Origin of the sequence: Nocardia violaceofusca NBRC 14427 (assembly GCF_963869435.1) — a bacterium.
GTDB classification, from domain to species: Bacteria; Actinomycetota; Actinomycetes; order Mycobacteriales; family Mycobacteriaceae; genus Nocardia; species Nocardia aobensis.
Genome location: NZ_CAWMPM010000001.1, coordinates 141,010 through 161,958 on the forward strand (window position 1 = coordinate 141,010; position 20,949 = coordinate 161,958).

A 20,949-nucleotide genomic window follows, 5' to 3' on the forward strand; every position below is an offset into this window, starting at 1 on the left:
TCGACACTGAGACCGGGCGGAGCGAATATGGCGAATTCACGGCAATGGGCCGTAATTCAGCATCGACGGGGTGGCGTAAACGATGGCGGATCCGCGGGTCGGCAAGAGCGAAGCAGATGTCCACCGACGCGGGATCAGGAGGCCGACTTGGGCTGGGAGAGGTCCCTGATGCCGGTGATCGCCGTGATGATGTTGTCGATCGTGGAGGTGCCCTCATCGAGGGCGGAGCTACCGGAGTCGAGCGTGGCCGAACCCGACGATGCGGAACCGGAGGATGAGCCGGAGTCGGCTGATCCCGAGCTCAGCTGGGCGGGGCCGGGAGTGGCCGAGTCGGCGGACGGGCCGGCCGCGGAGGCCATGGCTACCGGGCCGAGGAACAGGGCGGCGGCGGAGAGGGTGGCGGCAGCGAAGATCTTGCGGGAGACCATGTACAGGAGTTCCTTTCACAGATGGATAACGACGCCATCACGGCGTGCCACCAAATATATGAAAGAGAAATCTGTGAGGCCACTTTCGTTACTGTGTGAATGGTCACCGTTAACAACTGGCGAACTGCGCATTTTGCTGAGGTAACAACATTTGATCTTGCATTTTCTCGATTATTGAACGATCAAATGTCCAGGCTCTCGAATCGCGTGTCTCGCCCTGGTAGAAGGGGGTCCTGCGGCGTAATCTACGCATGGGCTGCGTTACCCGATGGAGCATATGTCGCCGGCCGCGGCTCACATCGCCCACCCGACCAAGGAATCGTGATGGCCCTCTTCATCGACGTGCACGAACATTTGCCCGAAGGCACGACGGCGCAGGACGTGGCCGCCGCCCATGCCGCCGACCAGGCGATCCAGGGAGACTACGGCGTGACGTACCAGCGCTACTGGGTCGACGAATCGAGCCACACGGCCTTCTGCCTGGTCGACGCACCGGACGCGGACACCGCAATCACCGTGCACCGCGAGGCGCACGGCCTCGTGCCCGACAGGATCTACCCGGTGGTCGAGGGCACCTGATAATCGCCGCTCGAAACGAGGTACCGATGTCCACCACCCCGCCCGGTTCCCCGGGGACTCGGCGCGATCGGCCGGCTACGGCCGCCATACTGATGGCGGCGTACGGACTGGTCGCCTACCTGCTTTTCCTCGTCGTCTTCCTCTACGCGATCGGCTGGGTCGAGGGCCTGGTCGTACCGCGCGACATCAACGAGGGCCCCGCGGCGTCGACCGCGGTGGCGATCGTGATCGACCTGATCCTGCTGTCGATCTTCGCGGTGCAGCATTCGGCGATGGCCCGGCCCGCGTTCAAACGGGTGTGGACCCGTGTTGTCCCGGAACCGATCGAACGCTCGACCTACGTTCTGGCCGCCACCGCGGCGCTGGCGTTGATCATGTGGCAGTGGCGTCCGCTGCCGGCGGAGGTCTGGCACGTGTCGGCCGCCCCGGCCCGCATCGTGCTGTACGCGGTCTCGCTGGCGGGCTGGGCTCTGGTGCTGATCGCGACCTTCGCCATCGATCACCTCGAGCTCTTCGGCGTGCGGCAGGTCCTTCGCCACCTGCGCGCGCAGCCCGACGCCGAACCGGATTTCCGCACCCCCACCCTGTACCGCACGGTCCGGCACCCGCTCTACCTGGGCTTCGTGATCGCGTTCTGGGCGGCTCCGACGATGACCGCCGGTCGGCTGCTGTTCGCGGCCGTCACCACCGGCTACATCCTTGTCGCCATCCGCTTCGAGGAGCACGACCTGGTCGGTGTGTTCGGTGATCGCTACCGCAACTACCGCCGCCAGGTCCCGATGCTCGTCCCGCATCCGCATCACGGGAGTCGCGCGCATCCGGTCGATCTGTGACGACGCGGCGGGTATTTCGGCGCGTCAGCGCCCGAAGACGTTGACCGCGATTTCGCCGCCGAGGTGATAGTCGGCGGACAGATGCAGATTGTCGCCACTCCAAAATCTGCCCGGGTCATACCAATTCGGGCGCTTCTCCGGCAGCAATCCCATTGCCTGGTAGGTCATGGCGACGATTTCCGCGCAGTAGGCGTTCTCCAGACCGGCCTCGGTTTCGCGGGTCTTCGAACGCTTCGGCAGCGGTATCCGGCCCCGAAACCACCTGCCCGCCAGCGCACTCGTGGACGGAAAGGGCATGCCGTCCAGCCGTGCCACCGTCCGCAGCGCCGCGTCCTCCATCTCGCGTGTCACCGGCCGATCCAGCTGGCGCAGCCACGCTTGCTGACCGTAGTCATTGGTCCAGCGCAGGACCGCGGCCTGCAGGTCGTGCAGCTGGGCGCCGCGATGGTGGTTGCCCGACCAGACATCGGGCAGCGCGCGGCCGAGCTCGGCATGCCAGATCAGGGCCGGCAGGTCGTCGACGACCACCGCCATACCGACGTGGTTGACCGGGCTGTTGGTCAGCCCGCGGATCGCGCGGTCGGCGCCGGAATGTCCACGGAACAGCCACAAGTCGCCCGTCCGCGTGAGTTCGACCGCTTCATCCAAACCGATACTCGAGGGCGCTTCGCGTGGCACAGCGACTAGCCTAAGCCGTATGCGGTGGTGGAAAGTACTCGGCTTGGCAGGAGCCGCGGGTGTCGCGGCGACCGGAGTGGTGATCGTGCGCTCCGAGCGCAAACGCCGTGCCTATACTCCGGATCAGGTGCGGGATCGGCTACACGCCCGTCTCGGTGATGAAGCCGAATCCATCGGCGACGGTAAGCGCTGATTCGAGCGAATCCGGCCACACCCCAACAGTTCTGGCAACCGCGCCATAGGTGATCACGCCACAGAAAATGTATGGTCGGGCCTCAGCTCGACGAAATCGCCTTTCTCACAACATAGATGGGCAGAAGGACTCTTCACGTAGTCACAACTACCGAACCGAACTCCACCACCGACACCCGATCACCTGCCACGCAGCCGTCGAGCACAAACGGACGCGACGAGGAGCGTCGGTCGGACAGCCACACAGGCGACGTGCTGGGCATCGGAGGGTTCGTCGTTGCCATTGCCGCGGCGGCGCTCATACTGCGCCGGAGGCGTAAGCGCGGAACCGATCCGGCGCGTGCGCATCGCCAGGATCGGCGTCCGCCGCACATCCGCGTGGATGTGGTAGAGGACTCGCGCCCATCGATTCAGGTTCGCCAGGTCATCCGCGTTCCGCAGGTTCAGGTCCGGTTGAGCGCCTGCGAGCCGCAGCTGTACCTGAGGGAGGTGCCATGATGACGAGTTTCGCGCCGATCACCGCTCGGGCGGTGCTGTTCGACGGGGCCGCGCCCGCTGCCGGTGTGGGTGAGCCGGCCGAGTGTCTGCGCGAGTGCAACGTCGACCAGTTGGCGTTGCGCTGCGCGCCGGTCGTGACCGGGGTCCTGCGCTCGGCGGCACTGCATGAACTGGCAACGGCGGTCGACGGGCTGTTCGAGGTCGACCTCGGCAGGGTGATGGTCGAGGGCTGGCGTCGCTACGACCGGCTCCGCCGGGCGGCGCTGCGAACCCGAGGCGGCGGGGTCGAGCAGGTCGAGTTGTTCGAACACGAAATCACCAGGACCTGCCGACCACACCTCGACGTCACGGTCGACGGAAACCACGTCGGCGAACTCGCACTCGAACTCTGCATTGCCGCACTGCTACAGCCACTCGCCGCAACAGTCCGCGACGGAATGCCGGCGGCGTTGGGCCCCGGTGACTGCATCGTGACGGTGTCGATCGATGCACCGGAAGCCGGGCCGATCATGCAGCGCGAACACACATTCCACGTGGCGACCATGGTCTATCTGGGCAGACCGATACCGCTGATCGCCCACCCGGCCCCGCCTCCCACGTCGCCGGGCGGTGATGTGCCCAGGTAGTGGCCCCCGAGCCACACCCGTGAGTAAGCGCGTAAACATGGACCCTATGCCCGAATAGTGGCGCGCTGTTCAGATGGTGACCACGGTCAGCAATGCCTCGAGTCCCTTGAAGTCGTCCGGGTTGCGGGTGAACAGGGGGAGATCGTTCGCCGACGCGATAGCCGCGATCATCAGGTCCATTCGGCGTGGCTTCGGGTTGCGTTTCACTGCGACAACCAATTTCGACATGGACGTGAATCGCCGGGCGGCGGTGGAGGAGAACGGCAGTGCGTCGAAGGTGTGCTCGAATTCCAGCAGGCGTTCGGTGCGAATCGCCAACTCCTCCGCGGTTGCCGCCATGGCTGTGCCCAGCCCTAGTTCGGCGAGTGTGACTGTGCTGATGCGAAGTTCGATGGGTAGCGCGGCCTCGTCGATCAGCGGCAAGTCGATGCACACGCGGGTATCCAACAGTCCGGCTTGATGCCGAAAGCTGTTGTCCGGCTCAGTCATCGAGCCGGTCTTCGCCGAATTCGGCGTCTACTTGTGCTCGTTCCGCTGCGCTGTCGGCGTACGCGGCGAATCGGGCGAATCGTTGTTTGGCCACGGCCGCTGTGACGGTCCGCTTCGTGGTGACCGGCCGGAGTTCGCCCACGGGCCGGCCGTTGCGGGTGATGACGAAATCGTCCCCGGCCTCCAACGCGTCCATGATCCCGGCGCTACCGTTGCGCAGTTCGGCTTGGGTAATGGTCCTGGTCATCGCTTCACTATAGCAACACGTGCTATGCGATGCTATCCGTCGTTTTCGGAGCCTACGACGACGAGGTCGTGGATCGGATCCGTGTGGTGCAGTTCCCCCGCTTTTGGTCATGGACGAGAAGCGATGGCCGACAACGGGCGAGCGCCGCCCGGCAGCGGCTGCCCCAGGAGGTCGTCCGGGCGGTGAACGGGTCGTTCTTTTAGATGAAGAGCCGGAGTGTTCGTCAGTAGTTTCCGCCGGGCGGATATTCGGAGAAGAACTGTTGGAGCCAGGGCGTGGCGGCGTCGAAGCCCCACCGCACGACGCCGAGTATGGCATTGCCGGTATTGATGACCACGTATCCGATGACATCGCGGTTTTGTTCGGCGAGTTGCTGAAGTGGCTGGATGATATTCGTGAACATGATGTGTCCTTCGCATCCGGACGGATGGATACTTTCAAGGCTGCCACAGTGGTCAATGGGGGACCAGGTCCTTCATCGGCGTCGGCCGGTCCGTCACAGCGGGCCCGTGTCGCGACACAGCAATATCGGTGGACATTCGCCGGCGCGACCGCTTCGTGAGCCGGTCGAGAGTGCTCAGGCCTGGGAGCGTTCGGGAGCGAATATGTCAGTGGTTTTCCCTACGCTGCGTGCATGATTCGTTCCTGGATGCGACTGCGCGAACGCCTCCGCGCACCCGCCGGTCTTCTCTCGCTCGAGCAGGCCGGCACCGATCCCGGTGGCGTGAACAGTCGCCGGTCGTCCGGCGGCCCGCTGCTCGGAGCGCAGCTGCACGACGGCAGGTCCTCGTCGGTGGGGAGCGTGTGAGCAAGTGCGCAGGCTCGATGGCGAGGTGCATGTTCACTACAGCCAGATCTACGTCGAGAGCGACCCCGAGAGCGTCGGCCCGGACATGCAGGAAGCGTTCGCCGGGCAGAGCGCAGGACTGTGCGGTGCTGCGATACCCGGCGCCCTGTGGCTGATGACCGGGCTGCACACCGGCAACGTCGGCTTCACCGCCGAAGTGCGCGGCCAAGCTCCACCGCTCGATCCCGCATGGGAGGACGTCGTGGAGGTCTCTTTCCGCCCGGTGTCGGCTCACAGTTGGCTGATGCAGTGGGCCGGTGAGGCTTGCTGGGAACTGGACCTGGAAGAGATCGACTACCGGGTGCGGTACTGCGCGCAGGGTATGGACCAGGCGCACCAGAAGGACACCAGACTCGATGACGAGCCACTGCTGGACCGTTACCTCCTGCAATTTTGGCCTGCGCCGCCCGAGCCGGACCGAGTGGTGCGGCAGACCGCAGAGATCGCCGCCTACTGGCACAACTATGCCCGCAGCCAACCGTCTCCCACACCGGAATAAGGTGGGGCTCCCTATCGCACCCTGATCACTGCACCTCGCGTCCGCGCAGCGCGAGCACGCCTGGCCCGGCCAGCTCATCGAGATAGGCGGTGCGGCCGGCCATGGCCATGGTCAACGCGATCGTCGTTCCGGTGACCAGAGGGCCGGTTCCGGCAGTGAACGGGCCGTCGGTCGCTTCGAGACGGAGTCCGTCGATCATGCTGCGGCTGGGCACCGCGAAGTCGCGGCTCGCGTAGAACTTCGCCACTTCGGTGGCGGCCTCGACAGGTGGTTCGCGCAGCATTCCCAGCGGTCGTCGGATGTCCTGAGCGTGGACGATCACCTCTCCGAGCCATGCCGCGGTGTGTCCGAACGGGGCAGTGGTGCTGGTGACGATTCTGCGGAACCGATCCAAAGTCTCGGCTGGGGTGCTGCCGCGATGCTCGGCCAGCCGCCGAGCGTTGTGTTCGTCGAAGTCGAAGCGGGCGCCGACGACACTGACCAGCCAGCGCAACCGCCCGGTGCTCGCGGCCGCGGTCAGGTGTGCGACGACCTCCTCGACCGTCCAGCGACCGCACAGCGATTGCCGGGCCCATTGGTGGTCGTCCAGCTCGGCGAGATCGTCCGCCAGAGCCGCCCGTTCGGCGTGGGCCATGGCCCAGAGAGCGTCGCGAGAAATGACATCCGACACCGGAAACCTCCAATTCGAGCCGGCCGGGCACACCGATGAGTAGCTGCACGGGCCATGGCACTGCCGCGCCACATTCGTGGATCCCCAGTGCAGACGACGTCGGTCCCGCGAACTCATCGGTCGCCCTGGAACGCAGCCGAGCCCGCGTCACCGACCACCCATCCCCGACATCGCGATCCCACGCACGAACGACTTCTGTGCGAACGCGTAGATCACCAGCATCGGGGTCACCATCAGGATGGACGTCGCCATGAGGATCGGCCAGTTGGTTTCGTATTGGCCCTGCAGGCGCACCAATCCCAATGTGAGCGTGGAGATTTCGTCGCGCTGGATCATGACCAAGGGCCACAGGAAATCGTTCCAGACCGTCACCCAGGTGAGTACCGCGAGTACCATCACCGCGGGCCGGGCGTGTGGCAGCAGCACCCGCCAGTACGTCTGCCAGACCGAGCAGCCGTCGAGGATGGCCGCCTCCTCCAATTCGACCGGCAGGGTGATGAAGAACTGGCGCATCAGGTAGGTGCCGAACGCGCTGCCGAACAGGCCCGGCACGATCATGGCCAGGGGACTGTCCACCCAGCCGAAGGTGCGCATGAGGATGAACTGGGGGATGACCGTGACGGTCGTCGGCACCATCAGGGTGGCGAGGTAGGCGACGAACAAGACGTCGCGGCCCTTGAACGGCAAGCGGGCGAAGGCATATCCGGCCAGTGAACAGAAGAACACCTGGCCCGCGGTCACGCAGCCGGCGTAGAGGACGGTGTTGAAGAAGATCCGGCCGAACGGCATCAGGTCGAAGATGTCGCGGTAGTTCGACCATGCCAGGTGGGCCGGGACGATGCTGGTGTCGGAGATGTTGCCCTGCTTCTTCAGCGAACTCGACAGTGCCCACAGCAGCGGGAACAGCGCGCACCACGCCATCACGACGAGCGCCAGGTACAGCAGCATGCCGCGCCCGGTACGGCGGAGAACGGCACGATTCGCGGTCGCTGTCGCCACCTAGGCCTCGCTTTCGTAGGCGTCGCCGCGGGTGAGTCGCAGTTGCAGCAGCGTCAGCACCAGCAGGATCGCGAAGATCACCCAGGCGAGGGCGCAGGCGTAGCCGATGTCGTCGAAGGAGAAAGCGTTCTGGTACAGCATGATTCCGAGCACATAGGTGCCGGTTTCGGGACCGCCCTTGCCGCCGGTGAGGACGTAGGCCTGATCGAACACCTGGAACGAGTTGATGAACGTGATGACGAAGGAGAACACCAGCGCGGGACGGATCAGCGGCACGGTGATCGAGCGGAACCGGCGCACCGCTCCGGCGCCGTCGATCCGGGCGGCCTCGTAGACATCGGTCGGGATGCCCTGCATCGCGGCGAGCAGAACGATGGTGGCGAAGGGGACGCTCTTCCATACACTGACCAGGCACAATGAGAACATCGACCACGCGGGGTCGGTGAGCCACGGGACCGGTCCGATGCCGATCCACCCGAGCGTGGTGTTGAGCACGCCGTAATCGGTGCTGAAGGTGAGCCGCCACACCACCGCCATCGCGACCGTCGAAGCGACCAGCGGCATGAACATGATGCTGCGAAAGATCCCGATACCCCTGAGTTTCCGGTTCAAGGCCGCCGCGACGACGAGACCGATGACGATGGTCGGGATCAGCGTGCCGGCGGTGAAGATCACCGTATTGCGCAGGGCCACCCAGAACAGCGGGTCGTGCGCGAAGAGCCGGCGAAAATTGTCGAAGCCGATGAACGTCGGCGAACTGAACAGATCCCATCGGTGCAGACTCAGGTACAGCGTGAACACCAGGGGGAACGCCATGAACACCGCCACCGCGATCAGGTTGGGCGCGATGAACATTCGGCCCGCGGCAGCCTTGCGCCGGCGCAGCGCGGAACGTCGTGGTGTGCCGACGCTCGCTGTGCCCGGTGATGTGGGGGACACCCACGCTCGGTCGGCCCAGCGAGCCGCTGCGCGATTGTCGCTCACTGTGCCTCCAAGAGATCGTTGATCTGTCCGGCGAGGCCCGCCTTGAACCACTCCGCGGAGGCGGCGCCGCGGAACACGTGGTCGTATCCCTGTTCGATGACCGCGTCGACGCGGGGCCACGCGGGCGTGACCGGCAGGTTGTTGGCGTGATCGCCGCCGTGGAACACCTCGAGGTTGTGCACTCTCTCGTGCGCCTGCGCGAACCCATCGGAGGCGAGGGCCGACTTCAATGCGGGGACGAACAGTCCCGACTTCGCGATGACCGCCTGACCGACGGGCCCGGTGGCGAATTTGACGAATTCCCAGGCCTGTTCCTTGCGCGGGCTGTCGGCCGCGATGGACAGGCCGGTGGTGCCGATATCGGAGCGAGCGGCGGTACCGCGCGGTCCGACCGGCAACACCGTGACGTCGAAGTCGAGGTCTGGCTGAGCGGTGTAGGCGCTGTACATCCAATGCCCGGACAACGCCATCGCAGCCTTGCCCTGGGCGAACATATCCGATGACGAAAGCGATTGCTGGAATTCGATTTTCGGCATCACCCGGTGCCGGGTGGACAGGTCGGTGTAGAACTGGACGCCCTCGATGAAGGCGTCGTTGTCGATATTGGTGTGGGTCGGGTCGATGGACGGGGTGAACCATTCCACGCCGTTGTTCATGCCGAAACAACTGGCGGAGTAGTAGACGGTCCAGGGATCCACGAATCCCCACTGGGTGACGTCGCCGGAGCTGTCGCGTTTGGTCAGCGCCTGTGCCGCGTCGAGGAATTCGTCGAAACTCCAGGCGTCCTCCCAGCGTGCGGGCGGCGGTGGGAGCTTGGCGTCGGCGAAGAGTTTCTTGTTGTAGTACAGGAAGATTCCGGCCCACTGCTCCGGTAGCGCGTGCTGCGCGTTCTTGTAGCGGAAGGTGTTGTACAGCGCCGTCGAGCTGTCCTTCTTCAGCTCGGCCGCATACGCCGGGTCCTTGTCGAGGATCGTGTCGAGGTTTTCGAAGATGCCGCGTTCGGCGAGGAAGGAATAGGACAGGTCCCACGACATCAGTACGTCCGGACACTTGCCGCCCGCGCAGTAGGTGAGGATCTGGGTCTGCGGATCGGGGCCGGACATCTGAGTCCGGATATTGATGTCCGGATGCAGCTTGCGGAACTCGTCGATGATCGTCAGCCGGACCTTCGCCTCATCGGGTTTGGCCTGGAAGAAGAAGGTGAGCGCATCGTCGTCGTGGTTACCGCAGCCGGTCATCGAGGATGCGGCCGCTACCGCCCCGGCCGCCGCCGCGCCGCGCAGAAGTGTGCGCCGGTCGAACCTCCGAGACGATGCCACCCACGCCCCCCGTTCGGTTACAGCAAGCGAATTTCTTTGCAGACGAACGTAATACCGCAGGGGCCTATCCGTCCGGAAAACACACGAGAGACCGTCGAACGCACCTCTGTCTCCTGACCGAGTCGGACCAGCCGCAATAAGGGACCTGCTGGACAAAAACTGGTCCACCCCCTCGACGTCCGCGCGCGGCATACTGGAGACACAGCGCCGACTTCGGGAGTATCGAGATGGCAACCAACGGGCCGTTCGGGATCGATCCGGAAGAGTTCGAGCGCGCTCTGCGCGAGGCCGAAGTCGAGCTGCGCGACCTGCTCGGAAAGGCCGCCGGATACCTCGACCGCACCACCGTGAACTCGCTGACGTCACTGTTCGGTCAGTTCGTACAGCCGGAGCGGACGCGATCGCCGGAACCGGACGATACGACGACCGGGGAGACCGGCAGCGGCGTCTGGGCCGTCTACAGCGTCGACGACGCCGGCGAGGCCCGGGTCGAGCAGGTATTCCCGACCGAGCTCGAGGCGTTGCGCGCGCACCGCGACAACACCGACGAACGCCGTAAGGTGCGTTTCCTGCCCTACGGCGTCCCCACCAGCGTGCTCGACCAGACCTGAGTGCGCTGACCCGAGAGATGTCGCGGTTCGCGCACTGTGCGGACGCGATGAATGCTTACTTGTGCGATCAACCGGAGAGCTCCCCGGGTACCTGGATGCCGAAAAATAGGTACGGGCATAGGTAGATCTCCCGTCGCTGATCGTGTGTCGGCGAAGCAGGCTGTGGGGAACAGATCGCACACTATCGCTCGGGGTCACCATGAATGCACAGCAGCGGCAGAGAAGTCGTTCCGGCGCGATCCGCAGTGCACGAGGGGCGCACTCGCCACGACCGCGGACGCTGGACGAGACGAAATCACGGCAGAGGGCCGATTACGATTCGTTCTGGGTCCGCTCGGCGCTGAGTCAGCTGGAGTTTCTGGTGTCCGGCAGGTCGATCGGCGCGGAAACGAAGTCGATGGTCGAATTCGCCATCCGGTGGGCGCCGTTCGGCGGTGCGAGTTCCGGGGATCTCCTCGTGACCTTCGGAGTCGAACGCCGGCGGTTCCTCGAATTGCTCGCCGAAGGGCTGCGGGCGCGGCGATCCGACGACTCCGAGGAGCAATGGCTCGAGCGGAGGCTGGCAGACGCGTTGGCGGCGGCGTGGTCCGTCGACGGCGGCGCCTCGACCGGAGCCCGGCAGTGCTGACCCTCGCCGAGCGCACTCGGCTGCTGTCCCACGACGATGTGCATGTGCGAATCTGGTTGGGCCGAACGGCCTTCGACTATCGGGCGACGGTCGCGGCGGCGGTCAACCTGGTTCACGACTGCCGTCGAAAGCGGTGGTGTGCGATCGAAGTATTTCTGCACAGGATCGAGGAATCACTACCCGAAACGCGCTTGCCGAATGAACGATTGTTTCTGGACCCGCAACCACTTCGGCAGTACGGGTAGTCGGAATTCGGGTGCTCGGCGGTCCACGTCGCACTGTCACGCTCGGGTTTTGTGTGGCAGCGCCGCGTTCGCCAGGGCGAGGGCTTGGGGGTCCTCATCGGGTTGGCCGGTGCCGGTGGCGATCAGGTCGTGCAGGCTCGTGTCGATGTAGAACGACCAGCCCTTGCGGCAGGCGTCGAAGCATTCGAAGGCCGGGGTGAGACCGACGTGGGTGAAGCGGAGTTCGGTGGTGTCGGTGCGGCGGCTGATCTCGAAACGAATCGTGGTGCCGTTCCATTCGGTTCGGTCGTCGACGAGGGTGAGCCGGGCATCGAGGACGCGCCAGACCACGCGTTCGTGAGCAACGACCTCGGTGACCTCGATGGTGGCGCGATGTACGCCCGGGACCTCGTACGTGAAGATGTCTCCGGGCCTTTCGCTGCGTCCGGTGAGAGTTTTCGACCACCAGCCGCGCACGTCGAGCACGGCGTCGAAGAACGTTTCGGGGGTTCGGTCCACGGCGAAGGTCGTCGAGAAATTCTGCTCGGTCATGGGTTTCTCCCTGAAGGGTGGATGAATCGGTCGTGATATTCAACCGATGGGTTGACAGTAGGCGTGCGCAGGCGGAATAGTCAACCATGTGGTTGAGAATTCGTCGGAACAGCTCGACGTGGTGTTCCATGCGCTGTCGGACTCCACGCGCCGCTCGATGCTGCGCACTCTGGCGCGGCGTCAGTGCAGTGTGGGTGAGCTCGCGGCCCCGTTCGACATCTCACTCGCGGCCGCGTCCAAGCACATCAAGGTGCTCGAGCGGGCCGGGCTGGTGCGACGCAGCGTGCGCGGGCGCACACATCTGTGCCGGCTCGATCCGCGCCCGCTGCGAGAGTGTGCCGACTGGGTGAACTTCTACGAGCGCTTCTGGAGTGAGAGTCTCGACGCTCTGGAAGCCGCGCTGCTACAGGAGGATTCGCGAGATGAGTGACTACGGCGAGGTCGTCGAGCCGGGCACGGTTCGCATCGAACGATTACTGCCCGGACCGATCGAACGGGTGTGGGCCTACCTGACCGACGTCGACAAGCGCGCGACCTGGCTGGCCGGCGGCCTGCTCGAACAGGCCACCGGCGGCCGGGTCGAACATATCTTCCGGATAGTTCAACTCACCGGCGAGGGTGATCCCGCCGAGGTGGCCGACCGCAGGCACGGCGAGGTGCTCGAATGGCAGCCCCCGCATCGGCTGCGCCACACCTGGAGCACCGGCGGCGGCCTCGCCGACTCGGACGTGACCTTCGCGCTCGAGCAGGTCGCCGACAAGGTCCGGCTGACCGTCACCCACCGCCGGATCCCGGCTCGCGGCGAAATGCTCGATATCGCCGCAGGCTGGCACACCCACCTGGACATCCTGCAAGCCAGGCTCGCGACATCTCCACCCGATGCCTTCTGGCCGAAGTTCCATTCCCTTCGCGCGGAATACGAATCGCTGCTCCCGCCGGAATCGTCGGATCGTGGCTGATCTCGGCGGCCAGGCCGTGACCCGACGAACGACCCACCCGCGGTTGTGCCACGAGGCCGTAACCACCTTTGTCGCAACACATGTGGTGCGAGCGAACCGGTCGAGCGGTGGCACACTGTCGAGCTGGTTTCGTACCGGCGCGCCCAGCGAGGAGCTCAACGGCGTCCTCCGGGTGGGCGATGCGAGTCCGCACGAGATCGAGCGGTTGCGAACGCTGGTCGACGGCGTGCCCGCGAGCTGGCATTTCTGGCGAGACGTCGATTCGCCGGAGATTCCGCACCTTCTGCGCCGGAAGGGGTTGGCGCTGTTCGAAACCGAACCGCTGATGATGCTCGCCGATCCGGACCGAATCACGCACGGGGAACGCGAAGAGCCGGAGCGAATCGAGGCCGTGACCGATGATGGCGGCCTCGCCGAGTGGGCGGGGCTCTGGTCGGGTGCGACCGACACCGCTGCCCTCGTGGCCGGCCTGCGCCAAGGTGTGGAGCGAGGCTCCACCCGCTACGTGCTCTGGCGTGAAGGCGGCGAGGTGCTCGGCTGTGCCGCAGTCGTGAGCTGCGCCGCAGGCGCATCGCTCGAACATATCGTGACCCGAGCCGATCGTCGTGGACAGGGCATCGGCAGCGCGCTCACGCGGCACGCTCTGATCCTCGCGCTCGAAGCGGGTGCTCGCCGGGTCGTACTCACCGCCTCGCCGGACGGTGAAGGGATCTACCGCCGCCTCGGCTTCGTCACCGTCGGATATGTCGAGCGCTATGCGTGATCGGCGGTCCGGCCGGGACCTGGGCCTGCGTCGCGCTGTTCATCCTCGGGGGAGGATTCGGCTGCCGCGAGGAGCAGGTTGTCGGCCAGATCTCCGAGGAACCGGAGCAGGAATCGCTTCCACAGCCATCCGGTGCACGGGATGCGTTCGATGAACTCGCCCGACCATCGCACGGTCGTGGTGCCGTCGTCGTGGGGAGTGAACTCGACCCGGGCGTGGTAGTCACGGACCGGCCAGCGGGTCAGTATTCGGTAGGCGTGGACGTGGGGGCGATCGTCGACGGTGATCTGCTCGGGGGTCTGGACTCGCGGTGTGCCCATCAGCCGCACCCGCCCGACGATGTCGTCGCCGACCCCGGTTTCTCCGTCGCGCCAGGTCGCGTAGGTGATCAGCGGGCCGGCCCATCGGGGCCAGCCCTCGGCGTCGCGTATCAGGTCGAACATCGCCTCGGGGGCGGCGGGCCCGCGACGATCCAGCTGGTAGGTGAACTTTCGGCCGAACATGGCGGCTCCTCTCCGTGTCAACCGACCGAAATATAACAGAAGGATGTTCTATTATTGGTGCATTCCGGGTGCTCGGTCCGGGTCGGAGAGGTGCGATGACAGGAGAGAGTTTTCAGCGAGCGCGTACCGCTGCGCAGCGTGCCGAGCGGATGCATGCCGTCTTGGCGGCCACCCGGGCGTTGCTGGCAACCGTCGACGTGACATCGCTGTCGTTGGGGGCGATCTCGCGCGAAGCGAACTTGGCGAGCTCGAACGTATTGCGCTACTTCGGCTCTCGCGAAGCCTTGCTGCTCGATCTCATGGACGTGGAGTACCGCGCATGGACCCCGCAACTGGAGACGACAGTGCGGCAGCATCGCGGACCGCTCGACGTCGATCAGGTGGCGGCGATCGTCGCCGGTGATCTGGCCGAGCGTCCGATCCTCGCACGGCTCATCGCCGCCTCGGCGGAATTGCTGCAGTATCCGATGCCGGAAGCGGCACGCGAGCGGTGCCGCGAGCAGGGACGTCACAACCGAAACGAGCTGGCCCGCATCCTCACCGCAGCCCTCGGCATCGAACTGCGAGCCCCCGACCAGGCGTACCTGGTCGCGGGATTCCACGCCGTCGTCACCGCGGTATCGGCATGGTCGAACCAGCCGGCGTTCCCCGTCGAGACCACCGGTGCGATCCGTGAATTGCTGGCCATCCAACTACAGGGCCTGATCTGCCGCCGCGCGGGTGGACATGGGGCACACGATCGCCGTCGATGACATGTGGCACAGGTGGGCCGACTCGCGAAGTCGCTCCGGCGACCGGCGCCGCCGCGGCCGAAACACTCGAATAATCGCTGGTAGAGGCGCTGTCCATGTAGGATGGCGTACTGGTTGGTCGATATGTGTGGTGCCGCGGCCGGAGTCCGGCCGTGCCGACGACGGATATTTCGCTGACGAGGAAAGGCTCGCATGCAGATACCGGCCGCGCGAATCCTGTTCACCGACGATGACCGAGACGAAATCGCCCGCCGCGTCTCCACGGCGCTGAGCACCGGCGCACTGACCCTCGGGCCCAATACGAGAGAGTTCGAAGCCGATTTCGCCGCTGCGCACGGTGCGCCCTACGCCGTGGCCGTGAGCAGCGGAACCGCCGCGCTGGAGATCATCCTGCGCAGTATCGATGTGGCCGGGCGCGACGTCGTCGTGCCGGCGAATACTTTCGCGGCCACGGGATTTTCGGTGCTGCGCGCCGGTGGCAACCCGGTCTTCGCCGATGTCGACCGCGATACGTTCGCACTGTCGCCCGAGACCGTGGCGGCCGCCCTGAGCCCCGACACCGCGGCCGTCGTGCTCGTCCATATCGGTGGACTGGTCTCGCCCGATGCGGCGGCACTGCGGGCGCTGTGTGACGAACGCGGGATCGCCCTGGTCGAGGATGCGGCGCATGCGCACGGCTGCGGCTATGGCGGCCGGTTCGCCGGTTCGTTCGGAGTGGCGGGCGCGTTCTCGTTCTATCCGACCAAGGTGCTCACCAGCGGTGAGGGCGGCATGATCGTGACCGGGGACGAGCGAATCCGCGACGAAGCGGTGATCCACCGCGATCAGGGGAAGGCCGGCTTTCTCGGCAACGTCCACATCCGCGAGGGCTATGCCTGGCGGATGAGCGAGCTCCACGCCGCGGTCGGTCTGGTCCACCTGCGTCACCTCCCCGACTTTCTCCGGGTACGCCACGCCGCGGCGCGACGCTACGACGCGGCAATCGACGCCATGGACGGATTCGAGCGGCTCGTCGTCGGCCCCGAAGGGCGCAGCAACTATTACAAATACATCGTGCTGCCCACCGACGACATCGACCGGGCGCAGTTCAAGAAGGCGGTCAAGGAGCGCTTCGAGGTGTCGTTGAGCGGTGAGGTGTACGAGGCGCCGCTGCACCGGCAACCGGTGTTCGAGCGCTACGCCCGCCGCCGGCTCGAGGTCGCCGACGACATCTGTGCCCGCCACCTCTGCCTGCCGCTGCATTCGGACATGACCGATGCCGAGGTCGACCACGTGCTGGCGGCGCTGCGCGAGGTCCGAGACACGCTGACGGGAGGCTGAACACTTATGCGGATCGGAGTGACAGGCGGCTCCGGCTTCATCGGAGCCCATGTGATTCGCCGGCTCGCCGAGTCCGGGCACACCGTGTACGCCCTGGATACGGTGGCCCCGTCGAGACCGGACCCCCGTGCGCAGTTCCGCCGGCTGGACGTCCTCGACTCGGCTGCCGTCCTCGACGCGTCGTCGGATCTCGAGGTGATCTTCCACTTGGCCGGGATGTCGAATGTCGATGTCGCGCAACATGATCCGCTGCGCACGGTCCGGTTGAACGTGGACGGCACCGCCCATGTTCTGGAAGCGGTGCGGGTCCACGGCCTGCGCCGAATGGTGTTCGCGAGCACGGTCTGGGTGTACGGCGCCGCCTACGACATCTCCGGCGGGACCGAGCCGCTGACGGAGGCGGCGCCGATGGCGCCGGCCAAGGCCGGCCACATCTACACCTCGACCAAGATCGCGGCGGAAACCCTGATCCACAGCTACGCCGAGACCTACGAGGTGCCGTTCACGATCCTGCGCTACGGCGTGCCGTACGGGCCCGGCATGCGAGACGAACTCGTACTGGCCCGATTCGTCCGCAGAGCCCTCGCGGGGGAACCCCTGACCATCGCCGGGGACGGTAAACAGTTCCGCAACTACGTATTCGTCGAGGATCTCGCCGACGCGCATGCGCTGGTGCTCGACGACGCTGCCGAAAACCAGGTGATAGCGCTGGAAGGAAACGAGCGCGTGAGTGTCCTCGACATGGCGGAGGCGGTCCAAGCGCGTTTCCCCGGCACCACGATCGAACACGTTCCGGCGCGGCCCGGCGACTTCCGGGGAATCGACGTGTCGAACGCACTGGCGCGGACACTGGTCGGATGGCGGCCCACGACCTCGTTCCAGGACGGTGTCCGCCGGTACGTCGAGTGGTATCTGGCGGAGCATCCCGACACGGCAGCCGCACACGGAAACGGGTAGCCATGGCGACGCCCTCCGCGCTGCTGCTGTCCGGCTCGCTCGGCATGGGACACGACGTGATGGCCGAAGCGTGCGCGGTGTCGCTGCGCCGGCGTGGCTGGACGACCGACACCGTCGACAGCATGCGCATGATGGGGCACCGTCGAGGTGGGCTCGGGGAAGGGGTGTTTCGTGGCATGCTCGCCGTGCCGGGCCTGTACGACGCCTTCCACTTCGGGCAACTGCGTTCCGGAGGCCGGCTGGCGCGGTTCATCGACGCGGCATCGTGCCGTTACCTCGTGCCCGCCCTCGACGAACGGCTGCGTGACCGGCCGGTCGAGTTGCTGGTGTCGGTGTTCGCGACCGGCGCCGCCGCCGCCGGCCGCATCAAGGAGCGCCATCCCGATGTCGTGAACGCGGTGTTCTGCACCGACACCTGTCCCCATCGCTTGTGGGTCCACGACAACACCGATCTATACCTGGTCACCTCCGATCCGGCGGCCCGCTACATCCGGCGCTTCGATCCGGACGCGGAGATCGCGGTGGTGCCCGCGCCGGTGCGCCCGCAGTTCTACCTGGCGCCGACGCAGGCCGCGGCGCGGGAGGCGCTGGGCGTGCCTCCGGATGCGGAGTGCGTGTTGCTCATATCGGGGGCCTGGGGTATCGGCCCGCTGGTCGAGGCGGCCGACCTGATCGCGCGCGCAGGCGTCCATGTGCTCGCGGTGGCGGGCCGCAATGCCGGACTGGAATCCCGGTTGCGATCGCTGGCCGCGGCGACGGACCGGATCGTCCCGTTCGGTTTCTCCGACGAGATCCCCACGCTGATGGCCGCTGCCGATCTCGTCGTCACCTCGTCGGGCGACACCTGCGCGGAGGCGAGAGTCATCGGCCGGGACCTGTTACTGCTCGACGTCGTGCCCGGACACGGCCGGGAAAACCTTCACCAGGAGCTCGTGCGCGGCGGCGCCGCGGTCACGTCCGCGCAGCCGGAGGCGATCCGGCGTTCCGTTTCGGCGTGTCTGCAGCGGGTGGAACCGTCGTCGCCTCGGGTCGCCGTCGAGCCCACGGCGTGGGAGGAAGCCTTCGGTGCCGTGCTGGAACGGGTCGGGCCGGCCGGCTGGGCGGCGCCCGCGCCGTGAATCAGTCGCTGACCCACGGATTGCCCGCGGTGGTCGTGGCCGCGGCACTGTACGGTTGCGCGCCGGTGGTGCAGGCCGCGGCGGCACGGCAGACCGCCCCGGGCGGCGGCCTGGGGCTCGCGCTGTTGGCCCGGCTGGCCGTGCGGCCCCTGTGGCTGGTCGGATTGGCTTGTGAGATAGGCGGTTTCGCGGCCGAGGCATACGCGTTCTCGATCGCGCCGGCGACGCTGGTCGCGCCCTTGCTGACCCTGGATATGGTGTTCCTGGTCGTGCTGGCCCGGCGCGGGCTCGGTGAGCGGCTGGCCGCCGTGGGCCGGTACGGGATCGTCGCGATGGTGCTCGGCACCGGTCTGATGGCGTATGCGTTCGCCGGCGAATCATCCCTCGGTTCCCCGGCTTCGGACGGACAGATGGTGCTGTTCGCCGTCGTGGGCGCGGTGGCCGCGGGAGCCGGGGCGGTCGCCGGGGATCTCGGGTCGAGAACCGGCCGGGCATGGGTCGCCGCGCTCGGTTTCGGCGCCGCGGCCGGAATCGCCTACGGCATCGCGACGGTCGCGACACGGCAGTTCGGATTGACCTTCGATGTCCACGACCCCTGGCGGCTGCTCGCCACCCCGACACCGTATGTGCTGGCAGTGTGCTCGCTGCTCGCGATCAGCCTGCTCCAGCGCGGACTGCAGGCGGGCGCGGCCGTGCTCACCTTCCCGGTCACCAGCGTCGTGTCCTCGCTCGTTCCCGTCGTGCTCGGGATCACCGTGCTCGGCGACGAGGTACCCGCTGGCCGGGCGGAGGCCGCCTTCGCGGTCGCGTTGGTGGCGATATCCGTCGGTGTGACATGTCTCGGTCGCGACCGCGCGGCAGCCGCGCGCGGCATCGAGGCGGACACCGACCTGACCACGAGGAGTGCAGGGTGACCTGGCTCGTGACCGGTGGCGGCGGTTATATCGGATCGCACGTGGTGCGCGCTCTGCTCGCGGCCGGACGGCCCGTGGTCGTCCTCGACGACTTCTCGACCGGCCGCCGTGCCGTGATCCCCGACGACGTCGCGACGGTCGCGGCGTCGATCACCGATTTCGCGGCCGTGACCGCCGTCCTGCGCGACTACGAGATCACCGGTGTCGCCCACCTCGCCGGCCGGAAGTCCGCGGTGGACTCGGTGACCCATCCGCTCGAGTACTACGAGCAGAACACGGGTGGCACGCGCACCCTGCTCGCCGCGATGCATGCCACCGGCGTCGAGCATCTCGTATTCTCCTCCAGCGCAGCGGTATACGGTTCGCAGACCGGTGACGGATCGGTCGGCGAACACGCACCGCCGCGCCCGATCAACCCCTACGGGCGCAGCAAACTCGCCTGCGAGTGGATCGTCGCCGACGCCGCCGCGGAATTCGACAGGCTGAACTCGACCGTTCTGCGCTATTTCAACGTCGCCGGGGCGGGCGGCCCCGGGCTCGGTGACCGGAATGCGACGGGGCTGGTACCCAATGTCCTGCAAGCGATTTCGTCCGGTCGCCCCCCGGTCGTCTTCGGTGCCGACTACCCGACGCCGGACGGATCCTGTGTCCGCGACTTCGTGCACGTGCTCGACGTCGCGAACGCACACGTCAGTGCGGCCGAACGGCTCGAGTGTGGACAGCCGGGTACTTCGGTCTACAACGTCGGAACCGGGCGCGGGTACTCGGTATTCGAAATTCTCGATGCCGCCCGCGCGGTGACCGGCGAACGATTCCGCCATCTCGTCGGCGACCGACGGCCGGGGGACCCGCCCCGGGTGATCGCCGACATCGCGAGGATCGGCGACGAACTGGGGTGGCGGGCGCGGCTGGGACTGGCGGAGATGCTGGGCAGCGAATGGGAAGCCCGGTGTGGTGTGCGAGGCGGGCTGACGGGCGCATGAAATCCGCTGTCGCGCACGTGGCGACCGCCGGTGCCGGTGCGGTCCTGCTGAATGCCCTCCCATCGGTCACGGCGATCGCGACGGTTCGCACCCGCCTGACCCCCGGCCTGTCCGGACACTCGGAGACCGGCACAGTCGCACTGACCTTCGACGACGGCCCGGATCCGGAATCGACGCCGGCCATCCTCGACGCACTGGCCGCCGCGCGCGTGCACGCGACGTTCTTTCTGCTCGGCTCGATGCTCGAGCGGGCGCCTGCGCTCGGCGCGGAGATCGTCGCCGCCGGGCACCAGGTGGCGGTGCACGGGTGGAGTCACCGCTGCCTGCTGGCGCGCGGGCCCGTATCGACGTACCGCGACATCGCCCGCGGGTATGACCTGATCACGGAGGCGACGGGGAGCAGGCCGCGGCACTATCGACCGCCGTACGGGATACTCTCGGCCGCGGCGCTGGCCACGGCCCGGCGGCTGGAACTGACGCCGGTGCTGTGGACGGCGTGCGGGAAGGACTGGGTGCGGACCGCTACGCCGGACACCGTGGCACACCGGGTGGTCCGCGAACTTCGGCCCGGTGCCACCGTCCTGCTACACGACTCCGACTGCACATCGGCATCCGGCGCGTGGCGCGCGACCCTCGGCGCGATCCCGCGGATCGTGGACGAATGCGCCGAGCGTGGCCTGGTCGTCGGCTCTCTCGCGGAGCGGACGCATACCGCTCGGCATGCTCCGCGCAGCCGCACCGGGTAGCCCGATCGCTGGGACTCACCTCGCCGGCACG

General features: G+C 66.7%; 29 protein-coding genes. 18 read left to right on the forward strand and 11 right to left on the reverse strand.

Annotated features, from left to right (window positions below; all coding sequences use genetic code 11):
- Positions 1-134: 134 nt before the first annotated feature.
- A complete protein-coding gene (locus tag AC5592_RS00690; RefSeq protein WP_036509991.1) occupies positions 135-428 on the reverse strand; it encodes a hypothetical protein in 294 nt (97 codons plus the stop codon).
- Between the two features lie 324 nt (positions 429-752).
- Between AC5592_RS00690 and AC5592_RS00695 the strand changes: the two genes are divergently transcribed.
- Both AC5592_RS00695 and mddA read left to right on the forward strand, forming a co-directional pair.
- Complete coding sequence (locus AC5592_RS00695) at positions 753-1,007, forward strand: nickel-binding protein (protein WP_036509994.1); 255 nt, start codon at positions 753-755, stop codon at positions 1,005-1,007.
- A gap of 26 nt (positions 1,008-1,033) precedes the next feature.
- Complete coding sequence (gene mddA, locus AC5592_RS00700; RefSeq protein ID WP_371507046.1) at positions 1,034-1,840, forward strand: methanethiol S-methyltransferase; 807 nt, start codon at positions 1,034-1,036, stop codon at positions 1,838-1,840.
- A 24-nt stretch (positions 1,841-1,864) separates the two neighbouring features.
- Here mddA and AC5592_RS00705 read toward each other — a convergent pair whose 3' ends face one another.
- On the reverse strand, positions 1,865-2,518 hold the full coding sequence (locus tag AC5592_RS00705) for a hypothetical protein (RefSeq protein ID WP_036509997.1): 654 nt from the start codon (positions 2,516-2,518) through the stop codon (positions 1,865-1,867).
- Between the two features lie 19 nt (positions 2,519-2,537).
- On the opposite strand from AC5592_RS00705, the gene AC5592_RS00710 reads away from it, so the two are divergent.
- Positions 2,538-2,711 carry a hypothetical protein gene (locus AC5592_RS00710; protein ID WP_167332038.1) on the forward strand — a complete coding sequence of 58 codons (174 nt, stop codon included), beginning with the start codon at positions 2,538-2,540 and terminating at the stop codon, positions 2,709-2,711.
- 493 nt (positions 2,712-3,204) lie between these two features.
- Positions 3,205-3,834: a hypothetical protein gene (locus AC5592_RS00715; protein ID WP_157121496.1), complete on the forward strand. Its 630-nt coding sequence runs from the start codon at positions 3,205-3,207 to the stop codon at positions 3,832-3,834.
- Between the two features lie 69 nt (positions 3,835-3,903).
- On the opposite strand, the gene AC5592_RS00720 is transcribed toward AC5592_RS00715, so the two are convergent.
- The 3 genes from AC5592_RS00720 to AC5592_RS00730 all read right to left on the reverse strand — a co-directional run bounded on the left by AC5592_RS00720 (position 3,904) and on the right by AC5592_RS00730 (position 4,973).
- A complete protein-coding gene (locus AC5592_RS00720) occupies positions 3,904-4,269 on the reverse strand; it encodes a PIN domain-containing protein (protein ID WP_232329136.1) in 366 nt (121 codons plus the stop codon).
- 46 nt (positions 4,270-4,315) lie between these two features.
- A complete protein-coding gene (locus tag AC5592_RS00725) occupies positions 4,316-4,570 on the reverse strand; it encodes a type II toxin-antitoxin system Phd/YefM family antitoxin (protein WP_063063049.1) in 255 nt (84 codons plus the stop codon).
- A gap of 223 nt (positions 4,571-4,793) precedes the next feature.
- Positions 4,794-4,973: a hypothetical protein gene (locus tag AC5592_RS00730; protein ID WP_036510003.1), complete on the reverse strand. Its 180-nt coding sequence runs from the start codon at positions 4,971-4,973 to the stop codon at positions 4,794-4,796.
- A gap of 231 nt (positions 4,974-5,204) precedes the next feature.
- Between AC5592_RS00730 and AC5592_RS00735 the strand changes: the two genes are divergently transcribed.
- Together AC5592_RS00735 and AC5592_RS00740 are read left to right on the forward strand one after the other, a co-directional pair.
- Entirely contained in the window at positions 5,205-5,378 is a 174-nt protein-coding gene (locus AC5592_RS00735) for a hypothetical protein (protein WP_157121498.1), read from the forward strand.
- A 4-nt stretch (positions 5,379-5,382) separates the two neighbouring features.
- On the forward strand, positions 5,383-5,916 hold the full coding sequence (locus AC5592_RS00740) for a hypothetical protein (protein WP_036510006.1): 534 nt from the start codon (positions 5,383-5,385) through the stop codon (positions 5,914-5,916).
- Positions 5,917-5,941: 25 nt separating this feature from the next.
- On the opposite strand, the gene AC5592_RS00745 is transcribed toward AC5592_RS00740, so the two are convergent.
- From AC5592_RS00745 to AC5592_RS00760, 4 genes are all read right to left on the reverse strand, one after another.
- A complete protein-coding gene (locus AC5592_RS00745) occupies positions 5,942-6,550 on the reverse strand; it encodes a maleylpyruvate isomerase family mycothiol-dependent enzyme (RefSeq protein WP_198163733.1) in 609 nt (202 codons plus the stop codon).
- Between the two features lie 183 nt (positions 6,551-6,733).
- Positions 6,734-7,534 carry a carbohydrate ABC transporter permease gene (locus AC5592_RS00750; RefSeq protein WP_051025558.1) on the reverse strand — a complete coding sequence of 267 codons (801 nt, stop codon included), beginning with the start codon at positions 7,532-7,534 and terminating at the stop codon, positions 6,734-6,736.
- Positions 7,535-7,585: 51 nt separating this feature from the next.
- Entirely contained in the window at positions 7,586-8,440 is an 855-nt protein-coding gene (locus AC5592_RS00755) for a carbohydrate ABC transporter permease (protein ID WP_051025559.1), read from the reverse strand.
- Positions 8,441-8,565: 125 nt separating this feature from the next.
- A complete protein-coding gene (locus tag AC5592_RS00760; protein ID WP_036510022.1) occupies positions 8,566-9,888 on the reverse strand; it encodes an ABC transporter substrate-binding protein in 1,323 nt (440 codons plus the stop codon).
- A gap of 227 nt (positions 9,889-10,115) precedes the next feature.
- Between AC5592_RS00760 and AC5592_RS00765 the strand changes: the two genes are divergently transcribed.
- Both AC5592_RS00765 and AC5592_RS00770 read left to right on the forward strand, forming a co-directional pair.
- Positions 10,116-10,499, forward strand: a complete 384-nt coding sequence (locus tag AC5592_RS00765; protein ID WP_036510026.1) for an Rv0313 family protein — start codon at positions 10,116-10,118, stop codon at positions 10,497-10,499.
- Between the two features lie 361 nt (positions 10,500-10,860).
- Positions 10,861-11,127, forward strand: a complete 267-nt coding sequence (locus AC5592_RS00770) for a hypothetical protein (protein WP_157121500.1) — start codon at positions 10,861-10,863, stop codon at positions 11,125-11,127.
- 281 nt (positions 11,128-11,408) lie between these two features.
- Here the strand turns inward: AC5592_RS00770 and AC5592_RS00775 are convergent, their stop codons facing one another.
- Entirely contained in the window at positions 11,409-11,903 is a 495-nt protein-coding gene (locus tag AC5592_RS00775) for an SRPBCC family protein (RefSeq protein WP_036510032.1), read from the reverse strand.
- An 88-nt stretch (positions 11,904-11,991) separates the two neighbouring features.
- Between AC5592_RS00775 and AC5592_RS00780 the strand changes: the two genes are divergently transcribed.
- From AC5592_RS00780 to AC5592_RS00790, 3 genes are read left to right on the forward strand one after another with little or no spacing between them, the layout of a single operon-like run.
- The gene (locus AC5592_RS00780; protein WP_198163723.1) at positions 11,992-12,333 is read left to right on the forward strand and encodes an ArsR/SmtB family transcription factor; all 342 of its coding nucleotides are present in this window, start codon (positions 11,992-11,994) and stop codon (positions 12,331-12,333) included.
- Positions 12,326-12,862, forward strand: a complete 537-nt coding sequence (locus AC5592_RS00785; RefSeq protein WP_036510039.1) for an SRPBCC family protein — start codon at positions 12,326-12,328, stop codon at positions 12,860-12,862. Before AC5592_RS00780 ends, AC5592_RS00785 begins: the two co-directional genes overlap by 8 nt.
- On the forward strand, positions 12,855-13,625 hold the full coding sequence (locus tag AC5592_RS00790) for a GNAT family N-acetyltransferase (RefSeq protein WP_157163566.1): 771 nt from the start codon (positions 12,855-12,857) through the stop codon (positions 13,623-13,625). Before AC5592_RS00785 ends, AC5592_RS00790 begins: the two co-directional genes overlap by 8 nt.
- Here AC5592_RS00790 and AC5592_RS00795 read toward each other — a convergent pair.
- The gene (locus tag AC5592_RS00795) at positions 13,616-14,128 is read right to left on the reverse strand and encodes an SRPBCC family protein (protein WP_063063051.1); all 513 of its coding nucleotides are present in this window, start codon (positions 14,126-14,128) and stop codon (positions 13,616-13,618) included. The two genes, AC5592_RS00790 and AC5592_RS00795, sit on opposite strands and share 10 nt — an antisense overlap.
- 95 nt (positions 14,129-14,223) lie before the next feature.
- Between AC5592_RS00795 and AC5592_RS00800 the strand changes: the two genes are divergently transcribed.
- The 7 genes from AC5592_RS00800 to AC5592_RS00830 all read left to right on the forward strand — a co-directional run bounded on the left by AC5592_RS00800 (position 14,224) and on the right by AC5592_RS00830 (position 20,918).
- Entirely contained in the window at positions 14,224-14,880 is a 657-nt protein-coding gene (locus tag AC5592_RS00800) for a TetR/AcrR family transcriptional regulator (protein WP_084506248.1), read from the forward strand.
- Between the two features lie 192 nt (positions 14,881-15,072).
- Positions 15,073-16,200 carry a DegT/DnrJ/EryC1/StrS family aminotransferase gene (locus AC5592_RS00805; RefSeq protein WP_036510042.1) on the forward strand — a complete coding sequence of 376 codons (1,128 nt, stop codon included), beginning with the start codon at positions 15,073-15,075 and terminating at the stop codon, positions 16,198-16,200.
- A gap of 18 nt (positions 16,201-16,218) precedes the next feature.
- Positions 16,219-17,157 (forward strand): NAD-dependent epimerase/dehydratase family protein, encoded by a 939-nt coding sequence (locus tag AC5592_RS00810; protein WP_198163724.1) that lies wholly within the window; start codon positions 16,219-16,221, stop codon positions 17,155-17,157.
- 2 nt (positions 17,158-17,159) lie between these two features.
- Entirely contained in the window at positions 17,160-18,275 is a 1,116-nt protein-coding gene (locus AC5592_RS00815; RefSeq protein WP_063063053.1) for a glycosyltransferase family protein, read from the forward strand.
- Positions 18,272-19,189 (forward strand): DMT family transporter, encoded by a 918-nt coding sequence (locus AC5592_RS00820; protein WP_063063054.1) that lies wholly within the window; start codon positions 18,272-18,274, stop codon positions 19,187-19,189. Before AC5592_RS00815 ends, AC5592_RS00820 begins: the two co-directional genes overlap by 4 nt.
- Complete coding sequence (galE, locus tag AC5592_RS00825; RefSeq protein ID WP_063063055.1) at positions 19,186-20,172, forward strand: UDP-glucose 4-epimerase GalE; 987 nt, start codon at positions 19,186-19,188, stop codon at positions 20,170-20,172. Before AC5592_RS00820 ends, galE begins: the two co-directional genes overlap by 4 nt.
- Positions 20,169-20,918, forward strand: a complete 750-nt coding sequence (locus AC5592_RS00830) for a polysaccharide deacetylase family protein (RefSeq protein ID WP_063063056.1) — start codon at positions 20,169-20,171, stop codon at positions 20,916-20,918. The genes galE and AC5592_RS00830 overlap by 4 nt, the downstream gene beginning before the upstream one ends.
- Positions 20,919-20,949: the final 31 nt, after the last annotated feature.

Bases quoted from the DNA above. Each gene is read 5' to 3' on its own strand.
- AC5592_RS00745 (WP_198163733.1), bottom strand. From the start codon at position 6,550: ATGGCCCACGCCGAACGGGCGGCTCTGGCGGACGATCTCGCCGAGCTG.
- AC5592_RS00735 (WP_157121498.1), top strand. From the start codon at position 5,205: ATGATTCGTTCCTGGATGCGACTGCGCGAACGCCTCCGCGCACCCGCC.
- AC5592_RS00795 (WP_063063051.1), bottom strand. From the start codon at position 14,128: ATGTTCGGCCGAAAGTTCACCTACCAGCTGGATCGTCGCGGGCCCGCC.
- AC5592_RS00750 (WP_051025558.1), bottom strand. From the start codon at position 7,534: ATGCTGCTGTACCTGGCGCTCGTCGTGATGGCGTGGTGCGCGCTGTTC.
- mddA (WP_371507046.1), top strand. From the start codon at position 1,034: ATGTCCACCACCCCGCCCGGTTCCCCGGGGACTCGGCGCGATCGGCCG.
- AC5592_RS00785 (WP_036510039.1), top strand. From the start codon at position 12,326: ATGAGTGACTACGGCGAGGTCGTCGAGCCGGGCACGGTTCGCATCGAA.
- AC5592_RS00695 (WP_036509994.1), top strand. From the start codon at position 753: ATGGCCCTCTTCATCGACGTGCACGAACATTTGCCCGAAGGCACGACG.
- AC5592_RS00765 (WP_036510026.1), top strand. From the start codon at position 10,116: ATGGCAACCAACGGGCCGTTCGGGATCGATCCGGAAGAGTTCGAGCGC.
- AC5592_RS00815 (WP_063063053.1), top strand. From the start codon at position 17,160: ATGGCGACGCCCTCCGCGCTGCTGCTGTCCGGCTCGCTCGGCATGGGA.
- AC5592_RS00775 (WP_036510032.1), bottom strand. From the start codon at position 11,903: ATGACCGAGCAGAATTTCTCGACGACCTTCGCCGTGGACCGAACCCCC.
- AC5592_RS00725 (WP_063063049.1), bottom strand. From the start codon at position 4,570: ATGACCAGGACCATTACCCAAGCCGAACTGCGCAACGGTAGCGCCGGG.
- AC5592_RS00805 (WP_036510042.1), top strand. From the start codon at position 15,073: ATGCAGATACCGGCCGCGCGAATCCTGTTCACCGACGATGACCGAGAC.
- AC5592_RS00690 (WP_036509991.1), bottom strand. From the start codon at position 428: ATGGTCTCCCGCAAGATCTTCGCTGCCGCCACCCTCTCCGCCGCCGCC.
- AC5592_RS00730 (WP_036510003.1), bottom strand. From the start codon at position 4,973: ATGTTCACGAATATCATCCAGCCACTTCAGCAACTCGCCGAACAAAAC.
- AC5592_RS00830 (WP_063063056.1), top strand. From the start codon at position 20,169: ATGAAATCCGCTGTCGCGCACGTGGCGACCGCCGGTGCCGGTGCGGTC.
- AC5592_RS00710 (WP_167332038.1), top strand. From the start codon at position 2,538: ATGCGGTGGTGGAAAGTACTCGGCTTGGCAGGAGCCGCGGGTGTCGCG.
- AC5592_RS00755 (WP_051025559.1), bottom strand. From the start codon at position 8,440: ATGTTCATCGCGCCCAACCTGATCGCGGTGGCGGTGTTCATGGCGTTC.
- AC5592_RS00800 (WP_084506248.1), top strand. From the start codon at position 14,224: ATGACAGGAGAGAGTTTTCAGCGAGCGCGTACCGCTGCGCAGCGTGCC.
- AC5592_RS00715 (WP_157121496.1), top strand. From the start codon at position 3,205: ATGATGACGAGTTTCGCGCCGATCACCGCTCGGGCGGTGCTGTTCGAC.